Consider the following 14,786-nt stretch of genomic DNA (forward strand, 5'->3'; position numbering starts at 1 on the left):
GGACCACCCTGATGGCCCTGCCGCCGCCTCCCGGCTCCCCACGGCGCGCGTCAGGTCTGCCGGGCGTGCACGGGTGCGTTGGCGACCTCGTCCGGGCACTTCCGGTGCGGGTTCCGCCGCCGGTCGCGCCGCCAGTCGAACACCGCGAGGGCCAGGGAGGCCGCCATGCCGGCCAGCGCGGCGCCCAGCGCGGTGACGAGAGCGCCGCGGTAGTCGCCGCCGCGGCCCAGCACCAGGTAGAACAGGCCGGGCAGCGCGGCGGTGCCCAGCGCCGCGCCCAGCCGCTGCCCGGTCTGCAGCGCGCCGCCCGCCGCGCCCGCCATGCGCACGGGCACGTCCCGCAGGGTCATGGTGATGTTGGGGGAGACCACGAAGCCGCCGCCGACGCCGCCGAGGAAGAGCACCGGCGCGGCGACCCAGGGCGCCAGATCCAGGGGCGCGAGCCGCAGCAGCAGCGCGGTGCCGCCCAGACCGGCGATCACCCCCGCGAGGCCGCAGACGGTGAGCAGACGGCCGTACCGCTCCACCAGCCGGCCGGACACCACGGCCGCGCTCGCCGAGCCGAGCGCGAAGGGGGTGACGGCGAGACCGGACCGGAGCGGGGAGAAGTCCAGCCCCCGCTGGTAGAAGAGGGCGAACACCAGCCACACACCGCTGAAACCGACGAAGTACAGCGTGCCGATGCCGGCGCCGACGGCGTAGCCGCGCACGGTGGTGAACAGGCGCGGGTCCAGCAGCGGCTGTGCGCCCCGGGCGACGAGGCGGCGCTGCCACCAGGTGAAGACGGTGAGGAGCGCGGCACCGGCGAGGAACAGCCACCACAGCCGCTCGATGCCACCGGACTCCGCCAGCACCAGCGGACACATCAGGGCGAGCACGCCGAGCCCGAGGAGCAGCACGCCGGGCAGGTCCACCCGGCCCCGCCCGGAGCGCCGGGTGCGCGGCAGCAGACGGCGGCCGAGCAGGACGGCCAGGATGCCGATGGGAACGTTGACATAGAAGATCCACCGCCACCCCTGGTCCCCGGAGGCCAGGGCGAGGATGGCACCGCCGGTGACCGGACCGGCGGCGGAGGATATGCCCACGGTGGCGCCGAAGAAGCCGAAGGCCCGGCCGCGCTCGGCGCCACGGAACATCTGCTGGATGAGCGCGGAGTTCTGCGGAGCCATGAAGCCGGCCGCCAGCCCCTGGGCGAGACGGGCCGCCACCAGCAGCGTGATGTCGGGGGCCGCGCCGCAGGCCGCGCTGAAGACCACGAAGCCGCCGAGGGCCAGCAGGAAGATGCGGCGCCGGTCCAGGGCGTCACCGAGCCGCCCGGCGGTGACCAGGGCGAGCGCGAAGGTCAGGGCGTACCCCGACACCACCCACTGCACCTGCGCCGGGGAGGCGTGCAGGTCCTGCTGGACGGTGGGCAGGGCCACCGCCACGATCGTGACGTCGAGCAGGCTCATGAACCCGGCCACCAACGTGACCCACAGGGCGCGCCACCGCTGCGGATCCGGCTCGTACCCGTCCCTGCGGGTGTCCGGTTCCCCGCCGCCCGCGGCCGACGTCGACGCTGTCACGTGGACTCCTCTCCACCGAGGCCACCGGGCGGATCCACCGGGGCCACCGGTCGGACCAAGTTCCCCCGCCCCTACCTGGCACACATACCCGGCCGGTACCCCCGGCCCGCCACCGCGTCCGGCCGCCGGCCAGGCACTGCACGGACATCTCACCTAAACTGGCCGCATGGACACAAAGAGTGACGAAATATTTTCTCACCGTGACCGTTCGCCGCTCTCTCGCGGCACCACCCTGATCTGCGTGGCAGCCGCAGCCGGAGCGCTGCTCGCCGGGTGCGGCACCGACAGCGGCGGCGAGGCCGCGCGGAGCGGCGCCGCCGAGGCCGCCCAGGCCGCCGCGACCTCGCCCACGCCGTCGGCGGACGGCAACCTCACCGAGGACCAGCGGGAGCGCAAGGCGCTCGTCCCCAAGGCCAAGACCGGCTACGAGCAGGCGCTCGGCGCGGCGGTGGGGGCGGTACCGCACTCCAAACCGGTCTCCGTCGAACTCAAGGGCCCGCCCGACAGCCCCCGGTGGGAGGCCGAGGTCGCCACGGACGACGGCACCGCCCACACCGTCTCCGTCGACGCGGCCGACGGGAAGGCCGGCAAGGCACAGGCCAAGGACGAGGACGGCGACGACAAGCGCGAACTGGCGGACCTGCTGAAGAAGGCCACCGTCACCCCGCAGCAGGCCGCGCAGACCGCCACGGGCAAGACCAAGGGCACCGTCACCGCCGTCGAACTCGACGACACCGACGGCGGCGCCCCGAAGTGGTCCGTCGACGTCGTGACGACCGACGACTGGAACAAGACGACCTTCGACATCGACGCGACCAACCGCAAGATCCTCCGGGAGCACGTCGACCGCGACTGACGGCCCGCCCGCGGACCCGGAAAGCGAACCGCCGCGGCTCCGCACCGCCTCCGACGCGGTGCGGAGCGGTCTGTCTGTGCCGCCTGCGGCCAAGGGACCGGAAGTCAGGTCTCCCGCAGCGGCGCGTACGCCGCCTCCGCCAGGCCGAACGTCCAGGCGACCCCCTGCCGTGCCGTCCGGGTCGCCGGCGGCACCCGCAGCCAGTAGGTGCGGTGCGAACCGTCCGGCTCCGCAGTGGAGTTGAGCACCTCGACCATCACCACCGGCTCGTCCCCGTCGAGGTCGATCCGCCACAGTGTGCCGGTCTCGTCCCGGTGCAGCGGACGGGCCGCCGAGTCCGCCAGATAGCGGTCGTAGCCGTAGAACTCCAGCATCACCCGGCGCAGTTCGGCGTTCTCCTCCGACCGGATGCGCTCCGGGGTGAGCGTGCGCAGCTCCGCCACGAAGGACGCCTGGACCGGCATGCCCCGCCACGCGTACAGCGCGAAGCCGTCCGGGAACGCGAGCGCCGGGCCGTCACCGCGGTCGAGCCGGCCCGCCTCGTCCCGGTACAGCGCCGAAGGACGCTCGCAGACCACCGCCACCTTCGCGAACGGCCACCACCACCCCGCGCTGCGGCACACCTCGGCAAGCCCCTCCAGGGGACCCTCCCGCCCGGCGAACGCCGCGAGCCAGGGCGCGTCGTGCTGCCCGAGCACCGTGTCCAGCAGCGCCAGCCGTATCTCCGGGCCCTCGCCCAGCTCCTCCAGCACACCCGCCCGGATCCGGTCCACCAGCGCCTGGTTCCCGCTCCACAACCGCCCACCGGTGGCCGCCCAGTGCGCCGCCCAGCCGGCCGCGCCCAACTCCTCGTGCAGCAGCCGCCGCCGGGCCGCCCACGGCGCGCTGCGCACCGCCTCGCGGACACTCGGCCCCGTGTCCGGCAAGGACCGCACCAGCGCGACGCCCTCGCACGGCGAACCCGCCCACACCACACGCTCCGGCCCGGGCAGCCCCACCGCGCGATAGGCCGCGCGGACACCCGCTTCCGCCCTCGTCCGGTCGGCCGGCTCCGTCGACGCCGCCCACGCGCGCCACTGCCCGGCCACATCCCGCCCCGTGTCCTCACGTACCACCGACGATCCCTCCCGCCGTGTCACCGTCCGCCCCGTCCCTCAGTCCGCCACGATCCGCACGGAACCGGGCACGTACTCCCGCTGCCGCACCACCCTGTACCACCCCGCGGGCAGCGCTATCGGCGCGTGCTCCTCGTGCACCACCCGCCCGCCCCTGGGCAGCCGCAGCAGCATCGGCCCGAACGGCCCCGGCTCCCGCACCAGTTCACCCGGACCCACCACCGCGTGCGCGTGCCCGGTGACCTCGCCCAGGGCCAGCACCAGCCGGCCCCGCCCGTCCCTGCGCTCCCGTGGCGCACCCGCCACATGAGCCGGAACCGCCTCCTCGGCCACGGGCACGAGCAGCACGTCTCCCTGCCGGTACATGAACACTCCCTCCCCGGCGGCGCACGCCGCCCGCGTGCCACCGACAGTAGGACCCGCCACTGACAACGCCCCCGCGAACGCCCCCCGCCCTCCGCCGTTGTCAGTGCCGGTTGGTAGAACTGCCCACATCACCCCGCGTCCGACCCAGCTCCGGGAGCAGCAGCATGACCCTTGGCGACCACCCGCACGTCTTCCACGGCCTGCCCGTGTACACGTTCCCCGAGCCGGACTGGAACAAGGACCTGCCCGAACCGGACGGCGTCGCCTGGCGCGTCGGCACCACCGTCTACGACGCCGGGGAGGGGTGGGAGGAGGTCTTCGCCCGCTTCCTGGACAAGGTCGACACCACCCGCGTACGCGCTCTGATCGTCGGTGCGTGGCAGGAGGCGTACGACACCGACTCCTCGGCCGTCATCGAGGCACTGCTCGCCGCCCGGGACCACCTCCCCGCCCTGCGCGCGCTCTTCCTGGGCGACATGGAGTCCGAGGAGTGCGAGATCTCCTGGATCAACCAGACGGACGTCACCCCGCTGCTCACCGGCTTCCCCGACCTGGAGGAGTTCGGTGTGCGCGGCGGATCGGGGCTGGGGTTCACGGCCCTGCGCCACACCCGGCTGCGCACCCTCGCGATGGAGACCGGCGGCCTGCCCGCCGAGGTCGTGCGCGCAGTCGGCGCGAGCGACCTGCCCGCCCTGGAACACCTCGACCTGTGGCTCGGCACGCCCGACTACGGCGGCGACAGCGAGCCCGCCGACCTGGAACCCATCCTGTCCGGGGCGCGCCTGCCCAGCCTGCGTCACCTCGCGCTGCGCGACAGCGAGATACAGGACGCCGTCGCCGCGGCCGTCGCCTCCGCCCCGGTGGTGGCCCGCCTGGAGACACTGGACCTCTCCCTGGGCATCCTGACCGACGAGGGCGCCTCCGCCCTCCTCGCGGGCCAGCCCCTCACCCACCTGAAGAAGCTCGACCTGCACCACCACTACATCACCGAGCCCCTGCTGGACCGGCTCCGGGAGACCCTGGAGCCCGCCGGCGTCGAGCTGGACCTCGACCGGGACGACGCCGACGAGGACGTGGAGAGCGACGGCACGGTGTGGCGCTACGTGTCCGTGGGCGAGTAAGTGGCCGCGCACCACCAGGACCTCCGCGCGCGCGGGGCGGGCGACGCGCGCTTCGCGGTGGTCGGCAACCCCGAGAACCGCCGCGTCACGCTCTTCGCCCGAGCCGTGCGCGCGGCCGGCCTGCCCGCCCCGCGCGTCGTCGCCTGGGCCGACGTCCTGCGCGCCGGCGGCGCCGACTTCGACGCCGGCGAACTGGTCCGGCTAGACTCCCCGGGCGAGAACGCCGAGGCCGACCGGCTGCTGCGCGGCGCCGGGGACCCCACCCGAGTGGAGGGCTCGGCCCGCTGGTACGCCACGCTGACCTCCGCGCTGCGCGGCCTGCGCGGCGGCACCCGCCTGGACCACCCGGACGACCTCGCCGTGCTGTTCGACAAGCGCCGCTGCCACGCCGTCCTGGCCGCCGCGGGCGTGCCCGTGCCGTACTCACCCACCTCCGGCACTCACGCACCGGCCGTCCGCGGCTGGGACGACGTGCGCGCCCTGATGCGCGAGCACCGGATGCCACGGCTGTTCGTGAAGCTCGCGCACGGATCGTCCGCGTCCGGCGTGCTCGCGGTCGAGGCCGCGGGCGGCGGCCGGATCCGCGCCACCACCTCGGTCGAACTCGCCCCGGACGGAAGCCTGTTCAACTCGCTGCGGATCCACCGCTACACCGACGAGCGGCGGATCGCCGCCATCGTCGACACCCTGGCCCCCGACGGCCTGCACCTGGAACGCTGGCTGCCCAAGGCGTCCCAGCGGGGACGCGCCGCCGACCTGCGGGTCGTCGTGGTCGCCGGCAAGGCCACCCACGCCGTCGTACGCACCGGCGCCTCCCCGCTGACCAACCTCCACCTGGGCGGCCGGCGCGGCGACCTCGACGCGGCCCGCGCCGCCGTCGAGGCGTCGGGCGCCCGCTGGTCCGACGTCCTCGGAGTGTGCGAACAGGCCGCCGCCTGCTTCCCGCGCACCCTGTGCGTCGGCGTCGACCTGCTGCCGGCCACCGGCTGGCGCCGGGCCGCCGTCGGCGAGGTCAACGCCTTCGGCGACCTGCTGCCCGGGCTCACCGGCCTGCCCGGCAGCGGCGCCGAGGGCCTCGACACCTACGCGACACAGGTCGCCGCCGCCCTCACCCGGCACACACCGGCACCCCACCCGCACGAGAACGGAACGGGAACACCCCATGCCCTCGCCTGACCCGACGCCTTCGCACCAGCCCCCGGGCCGCGCCGGGCAACCCGACATGAACCGGATCATCGGCAGCCATGACCTGCTGCTGGTCACCCTCGACACCCTGCGCCACGACGTGGCGGCCGAACTGGCGGCGGCCGGCCGCATCCCCCACCTGGCCCGCCACCTGCCCGGCGGCCGGTGGGAGGAACGGCACGCCCCGGGCAGCTTCACCTACGCCTCCCACCAGGCCATCTTCGCCGGCTTCCTGCCGACACCGGCGGCCCCCGGCCCGCACCCCCGGCTGTTCGCCGCGCGCTTCGCGGGCAGCGAGACCACCGCCGACGGCACCTATGTCTACGACACCCCCGACCTGGTCTCCGCCCTCGCGAAGGACGGCTACCACACGGTGTGCATCGGGGGAGTGGGCTTCTTCAACAAGCAGGGCCCGCTCGGCTCGGTCCTGCCCGGACTGTTCCACGAGTCCCACTGGGAACCGGAGTTCGGCGTCGCCTCACCCACCTCCTTCGAGGCCCAGGTGACCCGCGCCGAACAGGTCGTGCGCCGGCTCCCCGCCGACCGGCGGCTGTTCCTCTTCGTCAATGTGTCGGCCCTGCACCAGCCCAACTGGTTCCACCTGCCCGGCGCCACCCGCGAGGCCGGCGACACCCGCGCCACCCACGCCGCCGCACTCGAATACGTCGACCGGCACATCGGCCGCCTGTTCGCCGCCGCGAGCAGCAGGCGCCCCTGCTTCGCCATCGTCTGCTCCGACCACGGCACCGCCTACGGCGACGACGGCTACACCGGGCACCGCCTCGGCCACCCGTCCGTGTGGACCGTGCCCTACGCCCACTTCGTCCTGAACCCCGCCCGCCCCCAGGAACCCACGCCCGCCGAGGCCGCCCGATGACGCTCGCCCCCCAGCCCACCGACGCAAGCCCGTACCAGAGCTACGTCTACGCCTACCCCCACAAGACCGCCTACGGTCCCCTGCCCGACCGCCCCGCGCTCACCACCCTGTGGGCGGCGGAACCCAAGGACGCGCTCTCCCTCTATCTGCACGTGCCGTTCTGCGAGGTCCGCTGCGGCTTCTGCAACCTGTTCACCCGGATCGGCGCCCCCGACGGCCTCACCACCGCCTACCTCGACGCCCTGGAACGCCAGGCGACGACGGTCCGCGCCGCCCTCGGCGACAGCGCCGGCGTCCGCTTCGCGACGGCCGCGTTCGGCGGCGGCACGCCCACCTTCCTCACCGCCGCCGAACTGACGCGCCTGTGCGACATAGCCGAGCACCGGATGGGCGCCGACCTGCGGGCCGTACCGCTCTCCGTCGAGGCGTCACCCGCCACCGCGACCGCCGACCGCCTCGCCGTCCTCGCCGACCGGGGCGCCACCCGGCTCAGCCTCGGCGTGCAGACCTTCGTCGACACCGAGGCCCGCGCCGCCGTACGCCCCCAGCGCCGCGCGGACGTGGAGGCGGCCCTCGCCCGGATCCGGGACGCGGCCTTCCCGGTGCTGAACATCGACCTCATCTACGGCATCGACGGCCAGACCGACGCCACCTGGCTGCACTCCCTGGACGCCGCCCTCGCCTGGCACCCCGAGGAGCTGTACCTCTACCCCCTCTACGTCCGCCCCCTCACCGGCCTCGGCCGCCGCCGCCCCGGCCCCGACCCGGCCTGGGACGAGCAACGGCTGCGCCTGTACCGGCTGGGCCGCGACCACCTCCTCGCACACGGCTACGTCCAGCACTCCATGCGCATGTTCCGCCGCGCCGACGCCCCGCCCGAGGGCCCGGACGACCACGCCTGCCAGACCGACGGCATGATCGGCCTCGGCTGCGGCGCCCGCTCGTACACGGCCGGACTGCACTACTCCTTCGACTACGCCGTCGGCATGCACGAGATCCGCGCCATCATCGACGACTACGTGGCCCGGCCCGCCGCCGGCTTCGCGCACGCCGAGTACGGCCGCCGCATGACACCGGACGAGGCCCGCCGCCGCCACCTGCTGCAGTCCCTGCTCCAGGCCGAGGGCCTGGCCGTCGCCGACTACCGGGCGCGCTTCGGCACCGACCCCACCGACGACTTCGGCGCCGAGCTGGACCGCTTCGCCGAACGCGGCTGGCTGGAGCCGGACAGCACCCGCCGGCTGCGCCTGACCGCGGAAGGGCTGGCACACTCCGACGCGATCGGCCCCCAGCTGTTCTCCCCGGCCGTACGGGCGGCGATGGCCGCCTACGAAAGCAAGTAGGCGGCCCGCGTGGACCTGACGATCCTCTACCGCGGCCCGCTCGCCTCCTGCGACTACGACTGCCCCTACTGCCCGTTCGCCAAGCGGCGCGACACCCCCGAGCAGCTGCGCGCCGACCGCGCCGCCCTGGACCGCTTCACCGCCTGGGCCGCCGCACAGACCGGTGACCGCCTGTCGGTGCTGTTCACCCCGTGGGGCGAGGGCCTGGTCCGGTCCTGGTACCGGCGGGCCCTGGTGGACCTGTCCCGGCTGCCGCACGTCCGCCGCGTCGCCATCCAGACCAACCTCAGCTGCCGCACCGACTGGCTGGCCGACGCCGACCCCGCCGCCGTGGCCCTGTGGTGCACCTACCACCCCGGGCAGACCCCGTACGACCGCTTCCTGGCCAAGTGCCGCGACCTCGCCGAGCGTGGCATCCGGTACAGCGTCGGCATCGTGGGCCTGCCCGGGCACCTGGACCACGCCCGCCGGCTGCGCGCCGACCTGCCGGACCACGTCTACCTCTGGGTGAACGCCGCCGAGGGCCACACCTACACCGACGCGGACGCCGCCGCCTGGACGGACCTGGATCCGCTGTTCCCCTACAGCCGCCATCCGCACGCCAGCGCCGGGCTGCCCTGCCGCACCGGCGAGTCGGTCGTCTCGGTCGACGGCGAGGGCACCGTCCGCCGCTGCCACTTCGTCCGCACCGAGCTGGGCAACCTCTACGACGGCTCCTACCGGGCGGCGCTCGCCCCGCGCCCCTGCCCGCTGGCCGTGTGCGACTGCCACATCGGCTACGTCCACCTCGAGACGCTCCCGCTGTACGACGTCTTCGCGGGCGGCGTCCTGGAGCGGATACCCGCCGGCCGCTGAGAGGCGGCCCGGCGTTTTCCCGCCCGGCACGGGGGAACCCGGGCATGCCGACGAGTGGAGCGGAGGACGCCATGAGCGGACACACCGGCGAGCCCGCCGACCGGTACGGGCGGGCCCGCGACGAGAAGGAGCCCGGAGCGCACTCGGGCGCCGAGAGCCAGGCCCGTGAACGCACCGTCCCGGGCACGGCCGGTGCCAAGGAGGGCTACCAGCCCGACAGCGGCACCACGGCCGGCGAACCGCTGCGCGGCGTGGAGGCCGGGGACCGGCGGCGGGACGACCGGCCGCGGGGCGGCGAGGAGGACACCTCCGACGGCTGACGGCCGCCCGGGACTACGCGTCGTCGGCCGGGCGCCGTACCACCAGGCTGCTCACCTCGAAGGACATCTCGGTCGTCTCCGGGTCGGGCGGCGGGTGGTAGCGCCCGGCGCAGACCGACAGATTGACGATGAGGAAGGCGTGCCAGCGGCGGCCCACCCCGCGCCCGTCCGCGAACACCCGCTCGCCGTTCAGCCACCAGTCCACCGAGTGACGCCCGAACTCGGTACGCAGGTCGACCCAGGCGCCCGGCCGGACCGCGTCGTGACGCACATAGCGCTGGGACCGGCGCACATGGTTGGTCAGCTCCAGCAGGTCCGGGTGGTCGGGGTGGTACTCGAAGACATCGACCTCCTGGCCGCCGTCCCGCCAGGTCCAGATGGCCGGCCAGGCGCCGGTCTCCGCGGGCAGCCGGACCCGGGCCTCCAGTACGTCCCCCGTCACGAGGACGAACTCCTCCTCGCTGTCCTCGGTGGTCAGCAGGCCGGTGTCCCACCCGCCGTCCGGCCGCCGGGTGGCCCGGAACACGCCCGAGCGGCTGTGGCCGGCGTCGTCCACCAGATGGTCCAGCTTGTCGTCGTCCGGATTGACCGGGCCGCCGCCCGGATAGGCCGAGGAACGGCCCGCCGTCCACTGCGCCGTGGACGTGAAGTCCGCCGTGAACACCGCGTCGGACCGGCGTGGCCCCCGGGAGGCCGGCGGCGAGGCGCCCGTCGTCGGTTCGCTCATGTCCGATGTCTCACCGGCGGCGGCCCGGACATGCGCGGGGACCGACCGGCGCGGCGTATTTCCTTCGTGTGGGTGAAACAGACACGGCGGTGGCGTCAAGGCAGGCTGGCGCCCTGGGCCCGGAGTTCCCGCTGCACGGCGCTCACCGGCACCTCCCGCGGCCGCCGCCCCCGGGTCGCCGCGAGGGCCGCGCACACGCCCGCCGCCTGCCCGGTGGCCATGGAGATCGGCATCACGCGGTAGGAGGAGTGGGCCACGTGGTCCCCGGAGATGCAGCGGCCCGCGACCAGCACCCGCTCCAGACCCCGGGGCAGCAGACAGCGCAGCGGGATGTCGTAGGACTCGCCGCGCGGCAGGCGTTCGAGCCGGGTGCCGCGACCGCTCGGGTTGTGGATGTCGACCGGGTAGGCGCCGCGCGCCACGGCGTCGTCGAACTTACGGGCCGACAGCACGTCCTCGCCGGTCAGCAGGTACTCGCCGGTGATCCGCCGGGTCTCCCGGACACCCACCTGGACACCGCTCTGCACCACGTAGGAATCGGCGAAGCCCGGCACACGGCCGCGCAGGAACCGGGCGATCTGCGCCATCTGCCGGTGCGCGGCGAGTTCCGCGCGGGTCAGGTCCCAGACGCTGGTGCCGAGCACCTCGGTGACCCGCGTGGAGTTGACCGCCACCTCGCCCGCGTTCGGGGTGGCGAAGAAGAGGATGTCCTCGCGCGGCAGGTCCAGCTCACCGGCGTCCGTGGCCGCGCGGACCAGGTCCCACAGCCCGTGCACGCCCTTCCACTGGTCCGGCCGGGCGCGGGTGTAGGCGGCGAACTCCTCGTGGTCGAAGCGGACCATGCGGAACATCAGCGTCATCGGCTGGGTCCAGCCGTCCTCCGGCCGTCCGGTCTCGTACCCGGCCCCCGCCGCCGCGGCGATGTCGCCGTCCCCGGTGCAGTCCACGATCACGTCCGCGTCCAGCACGAGCGGCCCCGACTTGGTCTCGAACACCGCCCGGGCCCGGTCGGGCAGGCTGACGACGCCGGAGGCGAAGGCGTGCAGCAGCATCCGGACCTCGTGGCTCTCCAGCAGCTCGTAGGCCGCCAGCTTGAACAGCTCCGCGTCGAACGGCACGGTGTAGCCGGTCTCCAGCGAGGGCCGGATCGCCGCTCCGGTGCGCACCAGCTGCTCCAGCAGCACCCACAGCACCCCGCCGACGACCGGCTCGCCCTCGCCGTGGTCGGGCGGCAGCAGCCGCGTGGTGTCGCCGGGCACGGCCTGCTTGACCTCGTTGTGGAAGCTCATCAGCGGCATGACCAGGGCCGCGGTGGCGTTGCCGCCGAGGAAGCCGTAGCGCTCCACGAGGACCACCTCGGCGCCCGCGTTGGCCGCCCCGACGGCCGCGCCGAGACCCGCCGGCCCGCCGCCGACCACCAGCACCTGGGTGGACCCCGCGTGCAGGGCCCGGCGCGGCGGCAGCTCCACCGTGGTGGGGACCCGGGGCGGCATCAGATGGGACACGGTCACTCCCTCGGGGGACGGCGGCCTTCGGTGTCAGCGGGCGGTGGAGGCGGGCACCGGCGCGTCGGCGTGGATGACGCCGGGCGCGGCGGCACCGTCCAGATAGGCGAGGAGCCGCTCCCCGGTCCGGGCCGCCCGCAGCCGCATCGCGGCCGTGCGCACCGCCGCGTCCGCCGCGCGGGCGTGCCGCTCGTCCCACAGCCGGTCCACCTCCGCCAGCAGCAGCCCGGCCGTCTCCCGGACCACACCGCGCAGCGCGGGCGCGCCGATCCGCTGGGCGAAGTCGAAGACCTTCCCGGCGTACGGCAGCGGCAGCAGGGGGATCCCGGCGAGCGCGGCGAAGACCAGGAAGTGCAGCCGCATGCCGACGGCCAGGTCCAGCTGGGCGACGATGTCCAGGACCTCCTGGGGCCCGTGGTCGCGGTGCAGCACGGTGCAGTGGTCGGCCGCCGCCATCCGGGACGCCACGGCGTGGGCGTGCCGGATGTCGCCGCGCTCCATGGAGATGAAGACGATGTGCGCGTCCAGCCGCTGCACCAGGAAGTCGCCCATGCTGGCGAGCAGTTGGTGGTACCCCTCCTCGTCCAGGTGTTCGGCGGCGTGTCCGGGTTCCCGGACGCTCATCCCCACCAGCCGTACCCGGCGGGGCACCGCCTCCGCCCGCAGCAGGGCCCGGCCGCGGTCGCCGGGCTCCAGCAGCAGCGCCGGGTCGGCGGTGACGCAGACGGGCCGGGTGACGCCGGCCTCTTCGAGGACGAGCTTGGACTCCTCGTCGCGGACCGTCACCTCCACCGCGTCCGACAGCACCGCGCGCACATACCCGCAGTCCGTCTCGTCGGTGAGCGGTCCGGCCCCCACCGCGTAGGTGAAGACGGGGACGCCGAGGCTCTGCGCGGTGCCGGCCAGCCGCAGATACCGGCGCGCCTCGGTGTCGTAGAGGATCCCGCCCCCGCCGAGCACGAGGACGTTCAGCCGGCGCAGCGGCTCCGAGATGCCCTCCCGGCAGACCCCCTCCCAGCCGACGACCTCGACGTCCGGATGGACCGAGCGGGTGTGCGCCGGATTGCGGGAGAAGACCACGAACCGGGTGTCCGGGCGGCCGGCCCGGACCTGGTCCAGCAGGGCGGTGAGAATCGCCTCGTCGCCGACGTTGCGGCCCCCGTAGGAGCCCAGTACGCCTACGGTCACGCCGTCCGCGCCATCCATGACCGCTCCCTCACGGCTCACAGCAGAAGCTGTACCAGCTTGCCGCCTTCCGGTGGGAACGCGCGACCGGGGCCGCGCCGGGCCCGGTCGGGTCAGCGGGCGACGCGGTGCTTGCGTCCGCCCCGGCGGAAGCGCACGGCGGCGTAGACCAGGGCCAGGACGAGGACCACGGCGCCGATGACCAGGAGATAGAACAGACCTTTGACGACGAATCCGATGATCCCCAGGACGACGGCCACGAGGATCAGGAACAGGAACAGGCTCATCGGATCTCCCGGATATCCCGGCGGGTTCGGTGGATCAGCGGCGGGCCAGACGTCGCTCGCCGCCGGCGCCCGGTGCGTAGGGCAGCTCGTAGTGGGCGAAGACCCCCGGTTCGTCGGCGGCGGTCAGTTCGCCGTCGGTCTCGATGGACGGGGCCTTGGTGACCACCTTTTTGCTTTGGGCGACCTTCAGGTAGCCCGGACCGACCGTCGCGCCCGTGAGGGGGACGAACACCAGCCGGCGACGGCCGAGCAGACCCACGGTGACCGTGGCGAAGTAGGGCTGATCGGTGGCGGTGTCCACGTAGACCGACTCCAGAACGCCGATCTTGTGACCGTCGGTGTCGACCACGTCGTGACCCCGCCACTCGCGGATATCGGATGCCTCGAACATCGGTACCTCCTGTGCACGGGGTACCCACTCGCGGGCCGGGGATGTGACACCGGTGGGGCCGATGCCCTCGGACGGCGTACCCGGCCCGGGGCCGGATGCCGGGCCGGTACGCCGAGTGCTCAGATCACGGGCACGAGGTCAGGAACTCGATCAGCGCCGCGTTCACCTCGTCCGGCCGTTCCTGCTGGGTCCAGTGGCCGCAGCCGGCCAGCTTCAGCGGCTCCCGCCACAGGTTGGGCATCAGCGAGGGCAGCCGCTCGATGAGCTCCGGCGTGCCGGGGAAGGCGGGGACCACGTCACGGTCGCCGTAGACGTACAGGGCCGGCGGGGTGACGACGGCGCCGTGCCAGGGGGCGGTCAGCTCCCAGTTCCGGTCGAGGTTGCGGTACCAGTTCAGGGCCCCGGTGAAGCCCTGGGAGAAGCTCTCCGTGAGCGCGTCGAGATCCTCCTCGGTGAACCACTCCGGCAGCACCTCCGGGTCGGCCATGTCCGCGAGCCAGCCGCGCTCGGGGTCGACCAGCGGCTGCTTCCGCCCGGCGCCGGGGGCGTCCCCGGAAGCCCAGTAGAAGAACTTGCGCAGCGCGGTCCGGGTGTCCTCGGCGAACTCGGCGTCCGCGACCCCGGGACGGTTGAAGTAGTTCCAGTAGAAGCGGCCGCCGAACATCCGGTCCATGGCGGGCAGCGGCGGCCGCGAGCCCCTGAACGGCGGCGGCACGCTCAGACCGGCCACCCCGCGCACCAGGTCCGGCCGCAGCAGCGCGGTGTGCCAGGCGACCGGCGCGCCCCAGTCGTGCCCGACCACGTACGCCTTCTCCTCGCCCAGCTCCCGGATCAGCCCGACGACATCGCCGACCAGATGCAGGATGGTGTACGCGTCGACGGCCTCGGGATGGTCGCTGCGCCCGTATCCGCGCTGGTCGGGGGCGACCACCCGGAAGCCCGCGGCGGCCAGCGGGCCGAACTGGCGGTGCCAGGAGTGCCAGGACTCAGGGAAGCCGTGCAGCAGCACGACCAGGGGGCCCTCGCCCTCCTCGGCGATGTGCAGCCGGATTCCGTTCACGTCGACCATGCGATGCTCAACCATGCCC

The 14,786-nt window shown here is 74.1% G+C and carries 16 protein-coding genes; 7 read left to right on the forward strand and 9 right to left on the reverse strand.

Annotated elements, in window-relative coordinates:
- Nucleotides 1-50: 50 nt before the first annotated feature.
- Nucleotides 51-1,565, reverse strand: a complete 1,515-nt coding sequence (locus IE251_RS17600; protein ID WP_189753915.1) for an MFS transporter — start codon at nucleotides 1,563-1,565, stop codon at nucleotides 51-53.
- 241 nt (nucleotides 1,566-1,806) lie between these two features.
- Here IE251_RS17600 and IE251_RS17605 point away from each other — a divergent pair, with 241 nt between their 5' ends.
- The gene (locus IE251_RS17605) at nucleotides 1,807-2,421 is read left to right on the forward strand and encodes a PepSY domain-containing protein (RefSeq protein WP_307784863.1); all 615 of its coding nucleotides are present in this window, start codon (nucleotides 1,807-1,809) and stop codon (nucleotides 2,419-2,421) included.
- Nucleotides 2,422-2,525: 104 nt separating this feature from the next.
- Here IE251_RS17605 and IE251_RS17610 read toward each other — a convergent pair whose 3' ends face one another.
- Nucleotides 2,526-3,536 carry a DUF6745 domain-containing protein gene (locus IE251_RS17610; RefSeq protein ID WP_189753917.1) on the reverse strand — a complete coding sequence of 337 codons (1,011 nt, stop codon included), beginning with the start codon at nucleotides 3,534-3,536 and terminating at the stop codon, nucleotides 2,526-2,528.
- A 39-nt stretch (nucleotides 3,537-3,575) separates the two neighbouring features.
- Complete coding sequence (locus IE251_RS17615; RefSeq protein WP_189753918.1) at nucleotides 3,576-3,902, reverse strand: DUF8820 family protein; 327 nt, start codon at nucleotides 3,900-3,902, stop codon at nucleotides 3,576-3,578.
- A gap of 164 nt (nucleotides 3,903-4,066) precedes the next feature.
- On the opposite strand from IE251_RS17615, the gene IE251_RS17620 reads away from it, so the two are divergent.
- The 6 genes from IE251_RS17620 to IE251_RS17645 are packed head-to-tail and all read left to right on the forward strand — an operon-like array spanning nucleotide 4,067 to nucleotide 9,603.
- Entirely contained in the window at nucleotides 4,067-5,023 is a 957-nt protein-coding gene (locus IE251_RS17620) for an STM4015 family protein (protein WP_189753919.1), read from the forward strand.
- Nucleotides 5,024-6,199 (forward strand): STM4014 family protein, encoded by a 1,176-nt coding sequence (locus IE251_RS17625; RefSeq protein ID WP_189753920.1) that lies wholly within the window; start codon nucleotides 5,024-5,026, stop codon nucleotides 6,197-6,199.
- A 46-nt stretch (nucleotides 6,200-6,245) separates the two neighbouring features.
- Complete coding sequence (locus tag IE251_RS17630; RefSeq protein ID WP_189753921.1) at nucleotides 6,246-7,085, forward strand: STM4013/SEN3800 family hydrolase; 840 nt, start codon at nucleotides 6,246-6,248, stop codon at nucleotides 7,083-7,085.
- Entirely contained in the window at nucleotides 7,082-8,428 is a 1,347-nt protein-coding gene (locus IE251_RS17635) for an STM4012 family radical SAM protein (protein WP_189753922.1), read from the forward strand. The genes IE251_RS17630 and IE251_RS17635 overlap by 4 nt, the downstream gene beginning before the upstream one ends.
- A 9-nt stretch (nucleotides 8,429-8,437) precedes the next feature.
- Entirely contained in the window at nucleotides 8,438-9,283 is an 846-nt protein-coding gene (locus IE251_RS17640) for an STM4011 family radical SAM protein (protein WP_189753923.1), read from the forward strand.
- Between the two features lie 44 nt (nucleotides 9,284-9,327).
- Nucleotides 9,328-9,603: a hypothetical protein gene (locus IE251_RS17645; protein ID WP_229896811.1), complete on the forward strand. Its 276-nt coding sequence runs from the start codon at nucleotides 9,328-9,330 to the stop codon at nucleotides 9,601-9,603.
- Between the two features lie 13 nt (nucleotides 9,604-9,616).
- Here IE251_RS17645 and IE251_RS17650 read toward each other — a convergent pair whose 3' ends face one another.
- The 6 genes from IE251_RS17650 to IE251_RS17675 form a co-directional block, all read right to left on the reverse strand.
- Nucleotides 9,617-10,330, reverse strand: coding sequence for a LamG domain-containing protein (locus IE251_RS17650; RefSeq protein WP_189753924.1), 714 nt, complete (start codon nucleotides 10,328-10,330; stop codon nucleotides 9,617-9,619).
- 95 nt (nucleotides 10,331-10,425) lie between these two features.
- The gene (locus IE251_RS17655) at nucleotides 10,426-11,835 is read right to left on the reverse strand and encodes an FAD-dependent oxidoreductase (protein ID WP_229896812.1); all 1,410 of its coding nucleotides are present in this window, start codon (nucleotides 11,833-11,835) and stop codon (nucleotides 10,426-10,428) included.
- A 33-nt stretch (nucleotides 11,836-11,868) separates the two neighbouring features.
- Nucleotides 11,869-13,041: a polysaccharide pyruvyl transferase family protein gene (locus IE251_RS17660; RefSeq protein ID WP_189753925.1), complete on the reverse strand. Its 1,173-nt coding sequence runs from the start codon at nucleotides 13,039-13,041 to the stop codon at nucleotides 11,869-11,871.
- Between the two features lie 92 nt (nucleotides 13,042-13,133).
- Nucleotides 13,134-13,307, reverse strand: a complete 174-nt coding sequence (locus IE251_RS17665; protein ID WP_189753926.1) for a hypothetical protein — start codon at nucleotides 13,305-13,307, stop codon at nucleotides 13,134-13,136.
- Nucleotides 13,308-13,341: 34 nt separating this feature from the next.
- The gene (locus tag IE251_RS17670; RefSeq protein ID WP_189753927.1) at nucleotides 13,342-13,698 is read right to left on the reverse strand and encodes a PRC-barrel domain-containing protein; all 357 of its coding nucleotides are present in this window, start codon (nucleotides 13,696-13,698) and stop codon (nucleotides 13,342-13,344) included.
- Between the two features lie 124 nt (nucleotides 13,699-13,822).
- Complete coding sequence (locus IE251_RS17675) at nucleotides 13,823-14,782, reverse strand: alpha/beta fold hydrolase (RefSeq protein WP_229896813.1); 960 nt, start codon at nucleotides 14,780-14,782, stop codon at nucleotides 13,823-13,825.
- Nucleotides 14,783-14,786 lie beyond the last annotated feature (4 nt).

This window comes from Streptomyces eurythermus (assembly GCF_014649115.1).
In the GTDB taxonomy this organism is placed as follows: Bacteria; Actinomycetota; Actinomycetes; order Streptomycetales; family Streptomycetaceae; genus Streptomyces; species Streptomyces eurythermus.

Bases quoted from the DNA above. Each gene is read 5' to 3' on its own strand.
- IE251_RS17615 (WP_189753918.1), bottom strand. From the start codon at position 3,902: ATGTACCGGCAGGGAGACGTGCTGCTCGTGCCCGTGGCCGAGGAGGCG.
- IE251_RS17620 (WP_189753919.1), top strand. From the start codon at position 4,067: ATGACCCTTGGCGACCACCCGCACGTCTTCCACGGCCTGCCCGTGTAC.
- IE251_RS17630 (WP_189753921.1), top strand. From the start codon at position 6,246: ATGAACCGGATCATCGGCAGCCATGACCTGCTGCTGGTCACCCTCGAC.
- IE251_RS17635 (WP_189753922.1), top strand. From the start codon at position 7,082: ATGACGCTCGCCCCCCAGCCCACCGACGCAAGCCCGTACCAGAGCTAC.
- IE251_RS17645 (WP_229896811.1), top strand. From the start codon at position 9,328: ATGCCGACGAGTGGAGCGGAGGACGCCATGAGCGGACACACCGGCGAG.
- IE251_RS17650 (WP_189753924.1), bottom strand. From the start codon at position 10,330: ATGAGCGAACCGACGACGGGCGCCTCGCCGCCGGCCTCCCGGGGGCCA.
- IE251_RS17660 (WP_189753925.1), bottom strand. From the start codon at position 13,041: ATGGATGGCGCGGACGGCGTGACCGTAGGCGTACTGGGCTCCTACGGG.
- IE251_RS17665 (WP_189753926.1), bottom strand. From the start codon at position 13,307: ATGAGCCTGTTCCTGTTCCTGATCCTCGTGGCCGTCGTCCTGGGGATC.
- IE251_RS17670 (WP_189753927.1), bottom strand. From the start codon at position 13,698: ATGTTCGAGGCATCCGATATCCGCGAGTGGCGGGGTCACGACGTGGTC.
- IE251_RS17675 (WP_229896813.1), bottom strand. From the start codon at position 14,782: ATGGTTGAGCATCGCATGGTCGACGTGAACGGAATCCGGCTGCACATC.